Below are 18,196 nucleotides of genomic sequence, written 5' to 3'. Positions count from 1 at the left end.
TAATGGCCTCCGCGTCGGATGTGATGGTGCGGACCGAGAAGCTGACAAAGACCTACGGTCGGCTCACGGCCCTTTCCGCCGTCGACCTCTGTATCGAGCGCGGCGAAGTATTCGGGTACCTCGGCCCCAATGGTGCCGGGAAGTCCACCACGCTGCGTTTGCTGATGGGGATGTTGCGCCCCACCTCTGGGACCGCGGAGTTGTTCGGAATCGATGCGTTCACGTCGTCGGCATCCGTCCGTCGACGCGTCGGGTATGTTCCCGGCGAGCTCGCCCTGTATCCACGAATGACCGGGCGCCAACATATCGACTACGTGCAGAACCTTCGCAGGGACCGTGACACGCAGTACGCAGATGCCATGGCCGCCCGACTCGATCTGGAACTCGGCAAGACGGTACGTGCACTCTCCAAGGGCAACCGGCAGAAGCTCGCACTGGTGCTCGCGCTGATGACGCGCCCCGAGTTGCTGATCCTCGACGAGCCGACGGGCGGCCTGGATCCGCTCGTGCAACTGGAGTTCTACGCGATTCTGCGCGAGCACACGACCGCGGGAGGGACAGTGTTGCTTTCCTCCCACGTTCTGAGCGAGGTGCAGCGGGTCGCGGACCGTGTCGGTGTCTTGCGCGATGGCCATCTGGTGGCCGTCGAGACACTCGAGGACCTCCAGGCGAAGTCGCTGCATCATGTGGTCGCCGAGTTTGCAGATCCGGTGGAGGTCGAGGACTTCCGGCGCATCGAGGACGTGCGCGATGTCGTGATCGATGGAACTGTCTTCCGTTGTAGCGCACCGCAGTCTGCGCTGGATGGTCTCGTCAAACACGTAGCGCGGTACCCCCTCATCGATTTCGAATGCGCTGAGGCGAGCCTCGACGAGACCTTCCTCGCGCTGTACGGCTCGGGGGATCCGTGATGCCGGACATCGATTTCAGCCGCGCAGTGGCCACCCGCACCGTCTTCACCAAATCTCTGTGGGATCAGCGGCGGTCGCTGCCCGCCTGGGCGGTGGGGCTGGTGTTGCTTGTCGCCATGTACGTCGCGATCTGGCCGAGCGTGCGGGACCAACCGTCGATCAGTGACTTCGTCGAGCAGATGCCGGAGGCGATGCGGGCGCTGTTCGTGATGTCCGGTGCGGACATGTCCACCCCAGTCGGCTACGTGCAGGTGGAACTACTCTCGTTCATGGGCCCGCTGTTACTGCTGCTGTACGCGATCGCCACCGGCGCCGCAGCGGTCGCGGGGGAGGAGGAGCGTCGCACCCTGGGCCTGCTGTTGTCCAGCCCGATCGGCCGTAGCCGAATCGTCGTGGAGAAGTTCGCCGCGATGGCGGTGGGAGTCGCGCTGCTCGGGATCGTCACCGGAGTCGCTCTGATCGCGGAGGGACGTCTGGTCGACATGGACCTGCCCGCCGGCAACGTCGCCGCGACGATGGTGCACCTGTCGCTGCTCGCCCTCGTGTACGGCACACTCGCGACCATGCTCGGCGCGCTGACCGGGCACACCATGGTCAGTCGTGCCGTGCCTGCCGTCGCGGCCGTCCTCGCGTACGTCGTCAATGGCCTCGGTCCTGTCGTGTCCTGGCTCGAGCCGTGGCAGAGGTTCTCGCCGTTCTTTCAGTACGCCGGACACGATCCCCTCCGCAACGGACTATCCGTGCCAGCCGTCCTGGTCTCCCTGGGTACGGTGGCGGTCCTCCTCGCTGTCGCATTACCGGGATTCCGCCGCCGCGACGTCGCGGGGTAATCGACGACCAAAGGCCTTCGTAGCCGGCTTCGGAAGCCTCGAATGTGGGGCTGCGTGGATCACCTGCACACCGCTGCAGGTGATCCACCGGGGAAAATTGGTAGTCGCCATCGTGCTCATTGCCGGCTTTCTCGTACTCATTTCTCGCTCTGACGCAGGCGCGGGTTCCAGTCCTGGTGATGGCGGCCCAATGCGACTTCCGGCACTGGCGCACCCAGTCGTCCTTCCGTCCACTCACCCGTCGATGATGGTCAGGTTGGCCATGCTGCGCAGCGAGGAAACATCTGTGACGTGCGATCCGGAGAGTTCGAGCATTCCCAGAAGCGGCAAGCCGGCCAGTGGCGAGACGTCCGTGATCGAGGTCCCCTCGAGGTCGAGCCAGGTCAGGCCCGTCAGGCCCGCCAGCGCAGCCACGTCGACCACCTCGGTCTCCGCGAGTTTGAGGCAGGTGAGGCCGCTCAGGCCCCCCAGGGGCTCGACGTCCCGGAGTGGCGTCCAGCGCAGATCCAGAAACTCCAGTCCGGTCAGACCGGCAAGCGGGGACACATCACTGACTTCCGTTGCGCTGAGGTAGAGGTGGGTGAGACCGTTCAGGCCCGCCAACGGGGACACGTCCCGCACAGGCGACCAGCGTAGGTCGAGCCTCTGCAACGCGGTCAGCGTCGACAGCGGGCGAAGATCGATCACTACCTCCCCATGCAATCGCAGTTCGGTCAGGTTCGACAGTTCGGACAACGGGGCCAAGTCCGCCACGGGTAGCTGATCAAGCTCGAGGAACGCAGTCCGGGCGATGGCTTCAGCATCCAGAGGTGTCGAGATCGGACGGCCCAGCTGCGCGTTCACCGCAGCAAGCACACCAGCCGCCCCCTGACGCACGCTACGTCTCGGGCTCATCATTGCGATCCTTCGCCTGTTCGGGACATGGTCCGGCGGGTCACGCTCCCCGGGAGGGTGCGTGCAGCGGCAGGGGGCACCTCAGATCGCACCCGCACAGTATGCGAGTGCGCTACGACTGCCAGTTCGCTGGGACCGTCATGATTGCCCCGCAATCTGAGGTTGGTTAACTATCTTGACAATTGGCCAACTATGCCGGCGATTCACACGGGTAGTCACGATGAGTGAATACTGTTGCTGCGCAATATGTTTCATGGATAATCGCAATTATCCATGAAACTCGGTCGAGGTCCCGGGCCTCCACGTGGGGAGCGTAGCCGCGTCCGGCGTTCCGGTGCCGATGCGGCGGCCGTCCGGATGTCGGCCCGAAAGATCTCGCATGTGCATGACAACGACGTCCAGGTGGCTTGGGCGTGTCGACTCGGGCGTCGGGTCGGTTCGGTCCGTGTGACTTCGGTCGTGGGGCCGGCCCGGCGGTCGGGACCTCCGGGCCGGGTCCGAGCGCGACGACTGGACGACGGACCCGCGGGTTGGGTGCCGATACCCGACGTTCGGTGCGCAGCCCTGCGTGGGGACACCTTGATCCATTCAAACTGACATAATGTTCCTTATCGGGTGGGCATGAATTGCGGTGATAATCGGCCTTTCGGTGACGACCGGCTATCCGCAGTTCGCGGCCGTCGACGTGTTCCTTGCCGGAGTTCGTCCGATGGTCCTTGCGTCGGCCTCCGTGGGCGCCGTTGGCAACCGGCGTGCGTCGCGCACCGCATCCGCCGACCCGTCGCTCCGGCCGGCCTTCGTAGCGGCGCCTGGCCGCGGCTCGGCCGGCTGTGTCGCCACGGCCGAACATGTCGGTCTCGCCCTCTCTGGTCGGCACACAGTGACCGAGTCGGTATCCCGGTTCCTCGGCCCTCGCTCCCTGCCTCCGGTTCCCCCACTTCAATACGTCACAGTGACGTATTGAAGTGGGGGAACCAGGACGCCGAACCGCGTTGAGTGTCGAACCGCCCCCGAGTCGGTCCTCGGTGCGGCGGTGTCCTTGTTCGGGCACTGTCACATTCACCGGCCGTTATGATCCGCGTCGCACTCCACGAGCTAGGTCGTGCGACGGATCGGAGCGCGTACTTACACTTTGCCCGGCGCCGGTTCCGGCGCACTTCACATCGCACATCGGGGGTTTCATCATGGGTTCATCGGAGATCATCGGCCTGTTCCAGGCGGTCTCGGGTTTGATCAACATCATTTCCAAGATCAGTGACGGGAGCTCCGACTCGGAGTCGCCGACCACCCTGGAAGGCTAGGCGACACAACGTAAACCGGGGGCTGCGGTAATGGATCCTTACCGCAGCCCCCGGATTGATGTCTGCCCGTCGGTCGTGACGGGTCGTCATGCCTCGCCGTGTTGCCGGCCCGGGCCGGATTCCGGCAGGTCGCTGTCGGGGTCTGCGCCGAAATCGTCTGTCCCCGAACCGAGTCCGTACTCATTCGGACCGAAGCCGAACCCCGTGGACATGTTGCCGGTCCGGTCGCGCCGCCGCCCGAACAGCACGACCAGTGTTGCCGCTCCCGCGAGCGTGACAACTCTGCCCATCGTGGACCTTCGCACTTCCTTCCACCCTTCTGTCGTCCTCGCGCCGTCACGACGCGCGCATTCTGTCCGGAATCCGCGCTCGGCCGAGACGCCGGGTCGGAGCGTATTCCACACGCCCACCCTCGGTCCGGACCGACAGGCGACTGGCAGGAAGTTGGCAGGAATTGCCGCTACCGGCGATAGCGGGAAATTGCTCTTCGTGGATGCGCTCACCCGCCATTCCCTCCCCCGCACGCCCTGCGCGCGAATCCGAGTGGTCTCCCCGATCGCGGCGGCGCGAACCGACCTGGATCAAGGGACAAACGTCATCGATCCCGATCCGCGCCGCGGCAACGCGCCCGTTCACCGAGTGACAATCGGCCCTAACCCGGCGCACCGGGTTGGCGGGACACTGACTGCATGGGCCCGCTCCGCGGCATGGGCCGTGTCCGCGCATCGGGCGGAAGTGGAGACGATCGTGAACACCTTTCCCGACGTGAACGTGGTCCGAATCGCTGTGGATCTCGCGGGGCGTGCGCCTTCGGTTCACAACAGTCAGCCGTGGCAGTGGACGTACTCGGGCGGCCGGCTGGAGCTGTATGCCGAGCGTGCCAGGCTCCTGCCGTCGATGGATCCGTCGGGCAGGCAGTTGGTGGTCAGTTGTGGTGCGGCCTTGCAGCATCTGGAGACGGCGCTCACCACGCTCCGCTGGAGATCGGATGTCGAGCGGTTCCCCGAGGGGGCGGCGTCGGACCACCTCTCGACCGTTCGATTCCAGAGGGACGCAAGTCCGCGTTCGCACGACTTCGACCTGGTTGCCGCGATCCGCCACCGCAGTTCCGATCGTCGGCCGTTCGGCCCGCTCGGGGGTGAGCAACGGCTCCCCGCGCACCTGCAGGATCTGGTCGGACGACGGGGCGTCCAGCTGACGGTCCTGCCCGCGGACGCTCGGCCGACGTTGGCGGAGGCCACCGCCGCGACGGCTTCGGCGCGCAGGTACGACGCCACGTACCAGGCCGAACTCCGCTGGTGGGCAGGACATTTCCTCACATCGGGCGGGATACCGCCGGAAGCGCTCGCCACCGACGAGGAGCGGTCCCGGGTGGACATCGGGCGTGAGTTTCCCGCCGGTGAGGACGACTACTCCGCCGAGGAGGTCGACCGGTCGACCGTTCTGGTGCTGAGCACCACCGCGGATGCCCGGCCGGATTGGCTCCGTGCCGGGGAGGCGCTGTCGGTGGTGCTGCTCGAGGCCACCGTCGACGGGCTTGCGACCTGTCCCCTCACCCATGTCACGGAGCTGACGCCGAGCCGGGAGTTGGTCCGCGGCCTCCTCCCCGACCGCGGGTTCCCGCAGGTGCTGATCAGGGTGGGCGTCGCGACGAGGGAGCTCCCGCCCCGGCAGACGCCGCGCCGGCCGACCGACTCGGTGTTCACCGTGGTACCGGGCGAGGGTCGCCGGTGACGGCGGGAGTCGCGGGCACCGTCATCCGGGGCAGCCGGGGTCGTCTCCCTGGGTGGCGAGGGTGAAGTAGCTCTCCTCTTCCTGGACGAAGTGCAGTCGCAGCAATGCGTACAGCCCGTACAGGCAGGCCAGCAGGTCCTCGGATTGGTCGGGGTCGAGTCCCCCCCGCGCGTCGACCCGTCGTCGGTGGGAGTGCAGCCGGCGACCGAGCCGGTCGATCTCGGCGTGCATCCGGCTCATGGTGGCGGTGGCTTCCCCGCTGCCGAGCGGGCCTGCGAGCGCCGGATAGAGTTCCGTCTCCTCGGCGCGCTCGTGCGGCAGGAGCGTTCCGGTGAGAAAGTCGTCGGCTCGGCGTAGCGAGGTCACCGCGTGTGCCTGATCGCCGGCGGACACCGACTGGGCGACGTCGCGCAGCAGGGCCAGCTTGTCGCGCATCGCTTCGTGTTCGGCGGAGAAGCGGTGCAGCAGCCGATCGGTTTGCACCGGTACCGCGCTGTCCGGTGCGCGTTCGCCGCGGAGGGCGCGAAGTGCATTGAGTATGACGGCGACGTCGATCGCCTCCTGCAGCAGCGCCCCGAGGGCAGGTGTGAGCCACCCGGCCGCGGCGAAACCCATGGCGACGAGGGACAGCCCCATGCCCGCCGCCGCGCTTTCCACCGCGATGCGGCGTGAGCGGCGCGCGATCTCCATTGCGTCGGCCAGCCGGTCGAGGCGGTCCGTGGTCAACACGATGTCCGCGGCCTCCGAACTTGCCGTCGAGCCACGAGCACCCATCGCGACTCCCACGCTTGCCGCGGCGAGGGCGGGAGCGTCGTTGACGCCGTCGCCCACCATCACCGTCACCGCTGATTCCCGCTCCCGGCGCACACCTGCGACCTTGTCCGACGGGCTCTGCTCGGCGTACACCTGATCGAGGCCGAGGACCTTCCCGATCTCCTCGGCGGGCTCGCGCCGGTCCCCCGTGAGCATGACGAGTCTGCTCAGTCCGGCCGATCGGAGTCGGCGCAGGGTGCGAGGTGCATCTCGACGCAGCGGGTCCGCGAACAACAGGGCGCCGAGCAGCTCGTCGTTCGCGGTCACCCACGCGACGCCCACGCCGTCGAGGGCACTGCGGGCGAGGGTCGCGCGGGCCCAGCCGGGGGCGTCGGGCGGCAGTGGCCGGGCGCCGACGGTCACCCGGCGACCATCCACGGTCGCGGTCACTCCGGTGCCGGCCTCTTCCACGACGTCGGCGGGATACGACAAGGTCAGCTTCCGCACCTTTGCCTCCTGCACCAGGGCGGCGGCGAGGACGTGCGGCGACAGCTGGTCGGCGGATGCGGCCAGTCGCAGGACCTCGGCGCGGTCCTGGCCGGGGGCCGCCACGATGTCGGTGCCCGTGGGTCGCCCGGTGGTGAGGGTGCCGGTCTTGTCCATCACCAGGGTGCGCGCGTGGCCGAGGTTCTCCAGGGCGCCCCCACTGCGGATCACCACCCCGATTCGGGAGGCCCGGGAGAGGCCGGAGACGATCGCGACCGGCGCTGCGAGCAGCAGCGGGCACGGGGTCGCAACGACGAGTACCGCCACCGCGCGGTCCGCGGAGCCGCTGGCCGCCCACGCCGTCACCGCGACAGCGGCCGCCACCGGTACGAACCATGCGGCGATCCGGTCCGCGAGCCGGACGACCGGCGCGGACTCGGCGGCGGCCTCGCGTGCCAGCCGCACCACGCCGGCGTAGGTGCTGTCGTCTGCGGTAGCGCCCGCCTCCATCTCGAAGACGTCGCCGGCGTTGACGACGCCCGAGCGCACGGCTTCGCCGGGACGGCGCACGACCGGGTCGGGTTCCCCGGTGAGTGCCGATTCGTCCAGCACCGCTGGGCCGTCGGTGACCCAGCCGTCGACGGGGACGGTCTCGCCGGGGCCGACGACCAGATCGTCGCCCGTTCGGATCCGGTCGATCGGCACGGTCTCGACGTCGTCCCCGACACGACGGCGGGACGAGCGTGGGGCGCGATCGAGCAGGGCGCGCAGGTCCTTGGACGCGCGGCGGGTCGCCGCGGCGTCGAGGCTGCGCCCGGTCGCCAGCATGACCGCGATGAGTGCGCCGGCGAGATACTCGTCGACCAGCAGCGTGCCGATCAGCGCGAGCACGGCGATCAGATCCACCCCGATCCGGCCGCGGCGCATCGCGTCGACGACCCACCAGACGGACGGGACGATTGCGGCCAGGGTCCCTGCGATCCAGCACCGGTCCGCGAGGGTGGATGCACCGACGAGCCAGGCGAGGGCGCCGGCCGCGAGTGCGCTGGCGGTGACGACCAGGAGCGCGGGCTCGAGGGCTCGGCGCCAGCGCACCGGTTGCCCTCGCGCCGCTCGATCGGCCACGACGACCTTCCCCTCTAGCCCGGTGTCCGAGCGGCCAGGTAGTCGGTCAGGTCGCGCAGGGTGACGAGGCGGCCGTAGTCGGATTCTGGTATGTCGACATCGAACCGTGCATGCAGCCGGACCAGAAGGTTCAGCCAGTCCATCGAGTCGAGGTCGACCTGATCGCGGAGCGGGGAGTCCGGGGCCAGTTCCTGCCCCGAGACCTCAGGGGCGATGTCCTCGAGTGCGGTCACCACGGCGGACTCTATCTCGGCAGCATCCACGTTCGGCTCCTCACAGGTCGTTCGGGCGTTGCAGACGATCTCGGATCCCGGCGAGGAACTGCGCGCCGCGGTGTCCGTCGGAGACCCGGTGGTCGGCGGCCAGGGTGGCGGTGACCACGGGTACCACGGACAGCGTCCCGTCGACGGCCCATGGGCGGTGACCGGGTCTGCCGAAACCGACCAGCGCGACCTGCGGTGGGTAGATCACCCCGTAGACAGTGTGCACGCCCTGCTCGCCGAGGTTGGTCACCGTGATCGTGGGGTCGGACATCTCGGAGCTGCGCAGTGATCCGGCACGGGCGCGGGCGACGAGATCGGTGAGTTCTCGCATCAGCTGGTCGAGGGGCTTGTCCGCGGTGTCGTGGATCGCGGGCGCGACCAGTCCGCCCTGCCGCAGGGATATTGCGACCCCGACGTGGACGGACGTCGGCGACCGGAACTCGCCGTCCCGCCAGACTCCGTTGATTTCGGGGAACTGTACGGCGGCGAGTGCCACGGCCTTCAGTTGCAGGGCGGCCATCAGGATTCGCGAGGTCACCGGGCGTCCGGCATTCTCGGTCTCGAGCCAGTCGGTCGCGGTTCGGAGCGGGATGTCCTCGGCGAGGTAGTAGTGCGGGATCTCCCGTTTCGAACGGCTCATCGCAGCGGCGATCGCCCCGCGCATGTCGCGGACCCGCTCCCCGGTCGGACCGGGTTTGGCTCCAACGGTGCCGCGGCCGTCGTCGGCGGCGTGAAGCACGTCGCTCAGGGTGACAACCGATTCCGGACCCGTCCCGGTGAGCGTCGCCGGGTCGATCCCCCGCGTGTCGGCTTCCCGGCGTGCAGCCGGGGTGATGTGTACGCGGGTGGGCGGTGCCGGTCCGGTTGGCGGTTGCTCCCCCGGTTCAAGCAATGACGCGAGGGGTGTTCCCACCGACACCGTGGTACCGGGCTCGACGAGAAGTTGACGAACGGTGCCTGGACGCCAGATCTCGACGTCGACGGCGGCTTTGACGGTGTCGACGGTTGCGATGGCCTGGCCGCGCTCCACTTCGTCGCCTGGTGCAACGAGCCAGTCGGTGAGCGTGCCCTCATCCATGTCTGACCCCAGCGAAGGCAGTGTGAACTCGAACATCGGGCCTCCCGGTCACCGGACTCCGACGGCGGCTCGTACCGCGGACACGATCGTCTCCACTTGCGGTAGCGCAGCCTCCTCCAGATGTTTGGCGTACGGAACCGGAACCTCGGCGCTGCACACCCGCTGTGGTGGAGCGTCGAGTTCGTAGAACGCGGACTCCACGATCCGGGCGATCACCTCCGCGGCGAGACTGCCGCTGCGCCATCCTTCGTCGACGACGACGACGCGTCGAGTCCTGGACACGGACCCGACGATTGTTTCGGTGTCGAGAGGCCGCAACACCCGCAGATCGATGACCTCGGAGTCGATCCCCAGGTCTGCGAGCACGTCTGCCGCGGCCATCACCTTCGGCAGTGACCCCCCGTACGAGACGAGGCTGACGTCTGTACCGGCACGACGGATGTGGGCGGTGTCGATGTCCACCGGTTGTGTCTGTGTCAGGTCGTCGGTCGTGTTGTAGAGCCGTACGTGCTCGAACATGATCACCGGATCCGGATCCTCGAGTGCGGGTGTGAGCATGCCCCTGGCGTCTGCGACGGTGGCCGGGGCGAGTACCCGGATTCCGGGTATGTGCGCATACCAGTTCTCGAGACTGTGGGAGTGCTGCGCGGCGAGTTGGCGCCCTGCACCGGTTGCCATTCGGATAACGACTGGCACGGAGAACTGGCCTCCGGACATGTGGCGGAGCGACGCCGCGGTGTTTACGATCTGATCCAGCGCGAGCAGGCTGAAGTTGACGGTCATGATCTCGACGATCGGTCGCATCCCGCCGATTGCCGCGCCGATGCCGACCCCGACGAATCCGAGTTCCGACAGCGGCGCGTCGCGGATCCGGTCGGGCCCGAACTCGTCCAGCAGTCCCCGTGAGACGGCATAGGTGCCTCCGTAGCGGCCCACGTCCTCTCCCATGAGGAAGACCCGATGGTCGGCTTGCATAGCCTCCCGGATCGCGTCTCGCACGGCTTCGCGATAGCTGGTCTTCACCGCGCCTCCCCGACCGTGTCGATCGGCGCGATCACGTCTCGCAGGAGTTCTGCCGGTTGCTCGGCGGCGCCGGCCTCGGCGAACGCGACCGCGGCCTCCACCTCCGCGCCCACCGCGGCGTCGATGCGCAGGAACTCCGCTTCGGTGAACAAGCCGAGTTCCTTGAGCCGGGCCGAGAAGGTGTGGATCGGACCGCGCTCCTTCCACGCGTCCACCTCGGCCTTGTCTCTGTACAGCTCGGGATCGAACATCGAGTGGGGGCGGAATCGGTAGGTCCGGAACTCGATGAAGAACGGGCGTCCGGTCGTGCGGACGTGCGCGGCCCCGGCCCGGGCGGCTTCGAGGCTGGCGATCACGTCCATCCCGTCGGCGCGGAGCGTGGGGACATCGAAGGAGGAGGCCTTGACACACAGGTCGGTCTGCGACTCGGATCTGGCCAGAGCGGTCCCCATCGCGTACAGGTTGTTCTCGCAACAGAACAGCACGGGAAGCCGCCACAGGGACGCCAGATTCATCGACTCGTGGAACGCGCCTTCGGCCATTGCTCCTTCGCCGAAGAAGCAGGCGGTGACTCGCTGAACGCCCTGCATCTTGTCGGCCAGGGCCAGCCCGACCGCGAGCGGCAGGCCGCCCGCGACGATGGCGTTGCCCCCATAGAAGCGGGTCGTGGCGTCGAACAGGTGCATGGAACCACCGCGTCCTCGCGAGCAACCCTCGCGTTTGCCGAACATCTCCGCCATGATCGCGTTCATCGGGACTCCGTGCACGAGCGCATGCCCGTGCTCGCGGTAGGTGGCGACCACGGCCTCTCCCGGGTCGAGTGCGTGCAGGGCGCCGACGGCGACGGCTTCCTCCCCGATGTACAGGTGAAGGAAGCCGCGGATCTTCGCTGCGCCGTACAGTTCTGCCGCCTTCTCCTCGAGCCGACGGATACGCAGCATGTCGGTGAGAAGTGCGACAGCAAACGCCTTGTCGTATGGAAAGTCGGTTCCGGTCATCCGCCTGCCTCCAGCGTCGAGGTGTCCCCCTCGGCCAGTCCGAGTTCGCGAGCCCTGAGTACCCTGCGCATGATCTTTCCGCTGCGGGTGTGAGGCAGGGTCTCGACGAATTCGACGTCCTTCGGTGCCACAGCGGCCCCCAATGCGGTGCGGGCGTGGCCGAGCAGCTCCCTGCGTAGCCCGTCGTCGGCGGTGCAGCCGCTCTTGACAGTGACGAATGCCTTGACCACCTGCCCGACCGTTGGGTCCGGGATCCCGATCACGCCCGCCTCCGCGACCGCGGGATGCTCCATGAGGACGTTCTCGACCTCGAACGGCCCGATGAGGTGGCCGGCGGACTTGATGACGTCGTCGGCGCGCCCGACGAACCAGAAGTAGCCGTCGGCGTCCCGTTTGGCGAGGTCGCCCGTGAGGTACCAGTCGCCGGAGAAGCACTGGCGATAGCGTTCCTCCTCGTTCAGGTAGCCGCGGAACATCGACGGCCACCCCCGGCGCAGCGCCAGTTCGCCTTCCACGTTCGGGGAGTCGATGACCGCCACGTCGTCGGTTCTGCGCCCATCGCGCGGTGGGGTGACGATGCAGGCGTCGACGCCGGGTAGTGGTCGGCCCATCGACCCCGGTTTGATGTCGAAGCCCGGTGTGTTGGCGATCATGATTCCGCCGGTCTCGGTCTGCCACCAGTTGTCGTGGATCGGATGTCCCAGGTTGTCGCGCCCCCACAGCACTGCTTCGGGGTTCAGCGGTTCGCCGACACTGGCGATGAACCGTAATCGCGGAAACGCGTGCTTGTCGGCGAGTTGGGGCCCTGCCTTCATCAGCATCCGGATGGCGGTGGGGGCGGTGTACCAGACGGTCACCGATTGGTCGCTCAGTATTCGGTACCAGTGCTCGGCGTCGAATTCTGCGGTGTCGACGACCGAGGTGACGCCGTGCAGGAGCGGGGTGATCACCCCGTAGGAGGTTCCGGTCACCCAGCCCGGGTCTGCGGTGCACCAGAAGGTGTCCGTGGGATGCAGGTCCAGCGCGTAGCGTCCGGTCGCGAAGTGTGTGGCCACCGCCCCGTGAACGTGGATCGCTCCCTTCGGGGTGCCGGTCGTCCCGCTCGTGAAGTGGAGCAGCGCGGGGTCCTCCCGGCCCGTCGGGGTGATGTCGGCATCGTCATCGGCTTCCGCCATCGCGGTTCGGAAGTCGACCGTCCCCGGCGTCGGTGGGCGCTCGTCCACGTCGCCCACGATCAGGATGTGACGCAGGCAGGGCAGCTGGTCGGCGATCCTCGCAACGCGGCGGCGGTAGATTCGCTCGGTGGTCACCAGGACCCGGGCGTCGCCGAGGCGGATTCGGGTGGCCAGTGGTTCCGGACCGAAGGCGGAGAACAGTGGGGCGACGACGCAGCCGTTGCGAAGTGCGCCGAGGACCGTGACGTACAGTTCCGGGATCCGTCCCAGTAGGACGAACACCCGCTCTCCCTTCTTCACCCCGAGATTTCGCAGGACATTGGTGAAGGTTCGTGCACGCCTGCCGAACTCGGCGAAGGTGAGGGTGTCGGCAGTCGGTGCGCCGGTACCGCGTCCCCCCGGTGAGACGAACCGGAACGCGGCGGTGTCGGCCAGCGGACCGGCGGCGTGCCGGTCTACCGCATAGTGGGCGATATTGCACCCGCCGGGCGCCTCACCCAGTTCTCGCTCCACCTCGGTCCAACGGAAGCGTGCGCGTTCGCCCTCGTAGTCGGTGAAGTTCGGGGCGATTCCGGTTCCTGCGGGTTCGTGGGAAATGGTGACCATGCGGGTTGTCCTGCTCGGCTGCGGAGGCGAGGGTCGGGTCCAGCATGGGCGCGTCGGAGCCGGAGCGGATAGAGGCAAAGGACCATTTTCGGTGACCAATTACTCTGGGCGGGGTCCGCGACGCCGGTTTGAATTCCACCGACGGCATCGACGGATCAGGTGAGGCGAATGGTGCGCGCGACCGACCCGGCGCCGCCACCGGCGGCTGTGCGGGAAACCCATACCGCATATGTGTTCATGGTCGGCGACGTGGTCTTCAAGGCGAAGAAGCCGGTGCGGACTGCGTTCCTGGACTTCGGCACGGCGGAGCTGCGGGCGGCGGCGTGCCACCGGGAGGTGGACCTGAACCGGAGACTGTGTCCCGACGTGTATCTGGGTGTCGCCGAGCTGACCGACCCGAACGGCGGCCCGCCGGAGCCGCTGGTGAAGATGCGGCGGATGCCGGACGACCGGCGGCTGGCGACGATGATCGCCGGCGGGGAGGACCCCGCGGTGCACCTGGATGCCCTCGCCCGCCTGCTGGTCCGATTCCACCGTCGGTGCCGGCGCGGCGCCGACGTCGACCGGGACGCGACGCGGGACGCCGTCCTCACGCGCTGGCGGGACAACCTCGACGAGGTTCGGGGATACGATGCGGACCTCCTCCCACGGGCGGAGATCGACGAGATCGAGCGTCGCGCGCACGACTATCTGGCCGGTCGCGGTGACCTGTTCGCCGAGCGGATCGCCGATGGACGGATCGTCGACGGCCATGGCGACCTGCTGGCCGAGGACATCTTCTGTCTCCCGGACGGTCCGCGGATCCTCGACTGCCTCGACTTCGATGATCGCCTCCGTCATCTCGACGTGATCGATGACCTCGCCTGTCTGGCGATGGATCTGGAGTATCTGGGCCGGGCGGATCTGGGGGCGGGTCTCCTCGCTCGCGTTCGGGCGGAGTCCAGCGACGATCCGCCGCGGTCGCTGGTCAATCACTTCGTCGCGTATCGGGCGTTCGTGCGGGCCAAGGTCGCGGCCCTGCGCCACACACAGGGCGCCCCGACGGCGCGGCCGGATGCCCGCAGGCACTGTGGCCTGGCAGTGCGCCACCTCCGGCGGGGCACTGTGCGGCTGGGCCTGGTCGGCGGCTTGCCGGGCACCGGAAAGTCCACGCTGTCGCGTGCTCTCGGAGAGGACGCCGGTGCGGCCGTCCTGTCCAGTGACCAGGTACGGAAGCAGCTGGCGGGCGTGGACCCGCGGCAGTCCTGCCCGGCCGAGTACGGGCACGGCCTGTACACGCGTGAGATGACCGATCGGACTTACACAGAACTGCTCGGGCGGGCGTCGGAACTGCTCGGCCGGGGCATGTCGGTTGTGCTCGACGCCTCGTGGATCGATCCGAGGTACACCGAGTGGGCGCAGTCGGTTGCGCGCCGCACGCGGAGCGAGTTGATAGAGATCGAGTGCGTGGCGCCGCGGTCCGTTGCCCTGGAGCGGGTCGCCGGGCGGCCACGTGGTGAGTCGGATGCGAACGCCGAGGTGTACGACGCGATGGCGGCGCGCCTCCGGCATCGGCCGGCGGCGACCCGGATCGACACGACGACCGAGCTGCGTGCGGCGACGGACGCCGCCCTGGCTCGATGGAATGCACCGGAGGAGCCACAGCACGATCCGGCCCGGCGGGCCGGCGACCCGCCGTCAGGAGGCCCCGGATGACCGACGTCGTCACGCTGACCATGAATCCGGCCCTCGACATCGCGACCACCACCGGGCGGGTCGTCCCGACGGACAAGATGCGTTGCGGCGAGCCGCGCCGGGACCCTGGCGGCGGCGGAATCAATGTCGCCCGGGTCCTGACGGTGCTCGGCGAACCCGCGCTTGCGGTGTTCCCCTCCGGCGGGCACAGCGGCCGCGCGCTGGAGGATCTCCTGGCCTCCGAGCGGGTCCACAGTCGGACCGTCACGATGCGGCGATCGACCCGGGAGTGCTTCACCGTCAATGAGGAGCGGACCGGGCTGCAGTATCGGTTCGTGTTGCCCGGACCGACCCTCACTTCCCTCGAGGTCGATTCGTGCCTCGACCGGTTGACCTCCGCGGCGGCGGGTGCGCGATACGTCGTCGCGAGTGGAAGCCTGCCCCCTGGGGTGCCGGTGGACTTCTATCAGACCGTCGCCGACGCGGTGTCGGATCTGGGTACGCGCCTGGTCCTGGACACGTCGGGGCCGCCGTTGCGCGCGCTCCGTCGCGGGGTATATCTCCTCAAACCCAGCATCCGCGAGTTACGTGACTGCGTCGGGCGGGACCTGCGATCGGTTGACGACCAGGTCGCCGCCGCGCGGGATCTCGTCGATCGGGGCGTCTGCGCTGTGGTGGTGCTGTCGCTGGGCGCGGAGGGTGCGGTACACGTGACGGCCGACGACGCCGAGTACTGCCCGTCCGTCGAGGTGCCTGTGGTCAGCGGCGTCGGGGCGGGTGACAGCCTGGTGGCGGGCATCGTGTTCGGCCTGGTCAGGGGGTGGGCGTTGCGGGACGCGGTGCGGTACGGCGTCGCGGCCGGTGCGGCGACGCTCGGCAGTCCCGGGACCGCACTGTGTACTCGGGCGGACATCGATCGCTGCCACGAGCAGTTGATCCGCCGCATCGCGGTGGGCGGCGCGGTCGAGCGGTGACGGCAGGGCGGACGCCGGCCGCTCAGCTGTCCGGTCGGGGCTCCGGTGCGCGGGCGCGGGTGAGCAGGATCCGGCGTTCGGCGGCGGCGATCACGCGCCGGGTGTGAGCGACCGCGTCCGGTGTCACCGAGACCGAGTTGATCCCCTGTCGGACGAGGTGCTCGGCCAGGGCCGGGTTCGTCGACACCGCCTGACCGCACAGTGACGTTGTCATTCCGGCGCGGGTGGCCCGTTCGATGATCGTGCCGATGGCGTCGAGCACGGCCGGGTCCATCGTGTCGAACAGGTCCCGGCAGATCTCGGAGTCGCGATCGACGCCGAGGACGAGCTGGGTCAGGTCGTTCGTGCCGATGGAGACACCGTCGATGCCGAGGGCCGCGTAGTGCGGGATCCAGTAGGCGACGGACGGGACCTCGGCCATGATCCAGCGGTGCATCCGCCGGTCCGATCCGAGTGGATGCGCGTCGAGGTGCCGGAGGCAGCTCTCGAGTTCCCACCTGGTGCGCACGAACGGGATCATCAGGTGCACGTTCGGGCTGCGTTGCCGGACGGTGTGGACCACGTCGAGGTCGAGTCCGAACAGTTCCGGTTCGCGGACGTACCGGTAGCAGCCGCGGTAGCCGATCATCGGGTTGTCCTCGGAGGGTTCGACGTCCCCGCCGGACAGGTTCGCGAACTCGTTGGTGCGCAGATCGATCGCCCGGTATACGACCGGCCGGGGTGCGAAGGCCGCGGCGATGCGGTGGACGCCGTCCGCCATCTTCGCGACGTACTCGTCGCGCCTGCCCTCGGCGAGCAGTCTCGCGGGATGCATCCCCTGCAGCGCGTCCATGATCATGAACTCGGCGCGCAGGAGACCGACCCCGTCGACATCGGTTGCCGCGACGCGTTCGGCGGCCTCGGGCGTCGCCAGGTTGGCGTACACCGCCGTCGCGGTCGTCTCCATCCACGTGGTCCCACCTCGATCGGGCGGAACTGAGGGCGCCGCGGGGCGCGTTGGCGTGGCCGCGGCGCCCTCCGACACGGTGCCCGCGTCGCCGTCGACGGTGACGACGGTCCCGTCGACGAGAGTGGTCGTGGCGGTCCGGGTCCCGACGATGACGGGGCGGCCCAGTTCGCGACCGACGATCGCGGCGTGGCACGTGATGCCGCCCCCGTCGGTGACGATCGCCGCCGCGCGGCGCAGCACGGGAAGCCAGTCGGGCCGGGTCATCGGGGCGACGAGGATGTCGCCGTCGTGCAGCAGGTGCGCGTCGGCGACCGACAGGAGCACGCGAACCGGCCCGGACACGGTCCCCGGGCTGGCGCCGAGTCCCTGTGCCAGGATCCGCCCGGTCGGGGCCGACGGGCCTGTCTCGGCCCGCTCCGGGTGGCCCCCGAGGGTGGTGATCGGGCGGGTCTGGACGAGCCAGAGGTCGTCGCCGGCGAACGCGAACTCGAGGTCCTGCGGCGCCTGGTAGTGCTGCTCCACCGACACGGCGAGGCGTGCGAGTCCTTCGAGCTGGTCGTCGGTGAGCACCCGCTTGCCGCGGTCGGCCGGCGCGATTTCGGTGCGGTGCTCGCCGCCTGCGTCGGCCGTGATGGCGAAGGCCTGCGACCCGATGTGTGTGTCGAGGACCCGGAGCCCGTCCTTCGCCACGACGTAGGTGTCCGGCTCCACCTGGCCCCCGACCACGACCTCCCCGAGGCCGGCGGCGGCCTCCACGACCACGCGATCACGGTCCCCACTGCGAGGGTCGGCGGTGAAGGCGACTCCCGAACTCTCGGAGTCCACCATGGTCTGGACGACCACCGCGATCGCCGGCTCCGCGTCGTACGCCTGGACACTGCGGTAGGTCAGGGCCCGTTCCGACCACAACGACGCCCAGCACTTGCGGACTGCCTCGACGAGGGCATCCGCGCCGACGACGTTGGTGAAGCTGTCGTGGATGCCCGCGAACGAGGTGTCCGCGGCGTCCTCCCCCGGCGCCGATGAACGTACCGCGACCCGTACCGCGTCGCCGAGGTCGTGGTAGGCCGACACGATGCGGGCGCGAAGCTCGTCGGGCACCGGTGCGCCGAGCACGAGCGCGCGCAACTCGCGCGCGGCGGCGGTGAGTTCGTCCTCCCCGGTCCCGGCGGCGGGAACGCTCCTGGCGCGCAAAGTGTCCCGCACGCCGGCCTCCGCCATCGTGTCCAGGTAGGCGTCCTTGGTCAGGACGAATCCGGCGGGGACGGGGAAGCCGGCGTGCGTCAGCTCGCCGAGATTCGCCGCCTTGCCGCCCACGCTGGGTGTGTCGGGCAGACCGATCCGGTCGATCGGGCGCACCCACCGGTTCTCGACTACTGCTGGGGTGGTGGCCATCGGAACTCCTCACCGTTTCCCACCAGC

The 18,196-nt window shown here is 68.7% G+C and carries 13 protein-coding genes; 5 read left to right on the top strand and 8 right to left on the bottom strand.

From position 1 onward, the window contains the following. Positions 1 to 2 precede the first annotated feature (2 nt). Both ACWDUM_RS21490 and ACWDUM_RS21485 read left to right on the top strand, forming a co-directional pair. Positions 3 to 911, top strand: a complete 909-nt coding sequence (locus tag ACWDUM_RS21490; protein WP_450135519.1) for an ABC transporter ATP-binding protein — start codon at positions 3 to 5, stop codon at positions 909 to 911. Further along, positions 911 to 1,741: an ABC transporter permease subunit gene (locus ACWDUM_RS21485; RefSeq protein WP_450135518.1), complete on the top strand. Its 831-nt coding sequence runs from the start codon at positions 911 to 913 to the stop codon at positions 1,739 to 1,741. Before ACWDUM_RS21490 ends, ACWDUM_RS21485 begins: the two co-directional genes overlap by 1 nt. A 234-nt stretch (positions 1,742 to 1,975) precedes the next feature. On the opposite strand, the gene ACWDUM_RS21480 is transcribed toward ACWDUM_RS21485, so the two are convergent. Beyond that, entirely contained in the window at positions 1,976 to 2,584 is a 609-nt protein-coding gene (locus tag ACWDUM_RS21480; protein WP_450135517.1) for a leucine-rich repeat domain-containing protein, read from the bottom strand. 2,096 nt (positions 2,585 to 4,680) lie between these two features. Between ACWDUM_RS21480 and ACWDUM_RS21475 the strand changes: the two genes are divergently transcribed. Beyond that, positions 4,681 to 5,670 (top strand): Acg family FMN-binding oxidoreductase, encoded by a 990-nt coding sequence (locus ACWDUM_RS21475; RefSeq protein WP_450135689.1) that lies wholly within the window; start codon positions 4,681 to 4,683, stop codon positions 5,668 to 5,670. Positions 5,671 to 5,691: 21 nt separating this feature from the next. On the opposite strand, the gene ACWDUM_RS21470 is transcribed toward ACWDUM_RS21475, so the two are convergent. The 6 genes from ACWDUM_RS21470 to acsA are packed head-to-tail and all read right to left on the bottom strand — an operon-like array spanning position 5,692 to position 13,177. Next, positions 5,692 to 8,034 (bottom strand): heavy metal translocating P-type ATPase, encoded by a 2,343-nt coding sequence (locus tag ACWDUM_RS21470; RefSeq protein ID WP_450135516.1) that lies wholly within the window; start codon positions 8,032 to 8,034, stop codon positions 5,692 to 5,694. Positions 8,035 to 8,048: 14 nt separating this feature from the next. Beyond that, a complete protein-coding gene (locus ACWDUM_RS21465) occupies positions 8,049 to 8,297 on the bottom strand; it encodes an acyl carrier protein (RefSeq protein WP_450113631.1) in 249 nt (82 codons plus the stop codon). 10 nt (positions 8,298 to 8,307) lie between these two features. Continuing rightward, positions 8,308 to 9,411, bottom strand: coding sequence for a dihydrolipoamide acetyltransferase family protein (locus ACWDUM_RS21460; protein ID WP_450135515.1), 1,104 nt, complete (start codon positions 9,409 to 9,411; stop codon positions 8,308 to 8,310). A gap of 12 nt (positions 9,412 to 9,423) precedes the next feature. Next, positions 9,424 to 10,398, bottom strand: coding sequence for an alpha-ketoacid dehydrogenase subunit beta (locus ACWDUM_RS21455; protein ID WP_450135514.1), 975 nt, complete (start codon positions 10,396 to 10,398; stop codon positions 9,424 to 9,426). Further along, entirely contained in the window at positions 10,395 to 11,396 is a 1,002-nt protein-coding gene (pdhA, locus tag ACWDUM_RS21450; RefSeq protein WP_450135513.1) for a pyruvate dehydrogenase (acetyl-transferring) E1 component subunit alpha, read from the bottom strand. The genes ACWDUM_RS21455 and pdhA overlap by 4 nt, the downstream gene beginning before the upstream one ends. Further along, positions 11,393 to 13,177, bottom strand: a complete 1,785-nt coding sequence (acsA, locus tag ACWDUM_RS21445) for an acetate--CoA ligase (RefSeq protein ID WP_450135512.1) — start codon at positions 13,175 to 13,177, stop codon at positions 11,393 to 11,395. Before acsA ends, pdhA begins: the two co-directional genes overlap by 4 nt. A 168-nt stretch (positions 13,178 to 13,345) precedes the next feature. On the opposite strand from acsA, the gene ACWDUM_RS21440 reads away from it, so the two are divergent. Both ACWDUM_RS21440 and ACWDUM_RS21435 read left to right on the top strand, forming a co-directional pair. Then, positions 13,346 to 14,872, top strand: a complete 1,527-nt coding sequence (locus tag ACWDUM_RS21440; RefSeq protein WP_450135511.1) for a bifunctional aminoglycoside phosphotransferase/ATP-binding protein — start codon at positions 13,346 to 13,348, stop codon at positions 14,870 to 14,872. Then, the gene (locus tag ACWDUM_RS21435) at positions 14,869 to 15,825 is read left to right on the top strand and encodes a 1-phosphofructokinase family hexose kinase (RefSeq protein ID WP_450135510.1); all 957 of its coding nucleotides are present in this window, start codon (positions 14,869 to 14,871) and stop codon (positions 15,823 to 15,825) included. The genes ACWDUM_RS21440 and ACWDUM_RS21435 overlap by 4 nt, the downstream gene beginning before the upstream one ends. Before the next feature lie 22 nt (positions 15,826 to 15,847). Here the strand turns inward: ACWDUM_RS21435 and ppsA are convergent, their stop codons facing one another. Then, positions 15,848 to 18,169 (bottom strand): phosphoenolpyruvate synthase, encoded by a 2,322-nt coding sequence (gene ppsA, locus ACWDUM_RS21430; RefSeq protein WP_450135509.1) that lies wholly within the window; start codon positions 18,167 to 18,169, stop codon positions 15,848 to 15,850. Between the last annotated feature and the right edge of the window lie 27 nt (positions 18,170 to 18,196).

The organism is Rhodococcus sp. NPDC003322 (assembly GCF_053589555.1).
Note: the sequence above shows the minus strand (reverse complement) of the source record. Positions and strands in the feature narration are given on the sequence as shown.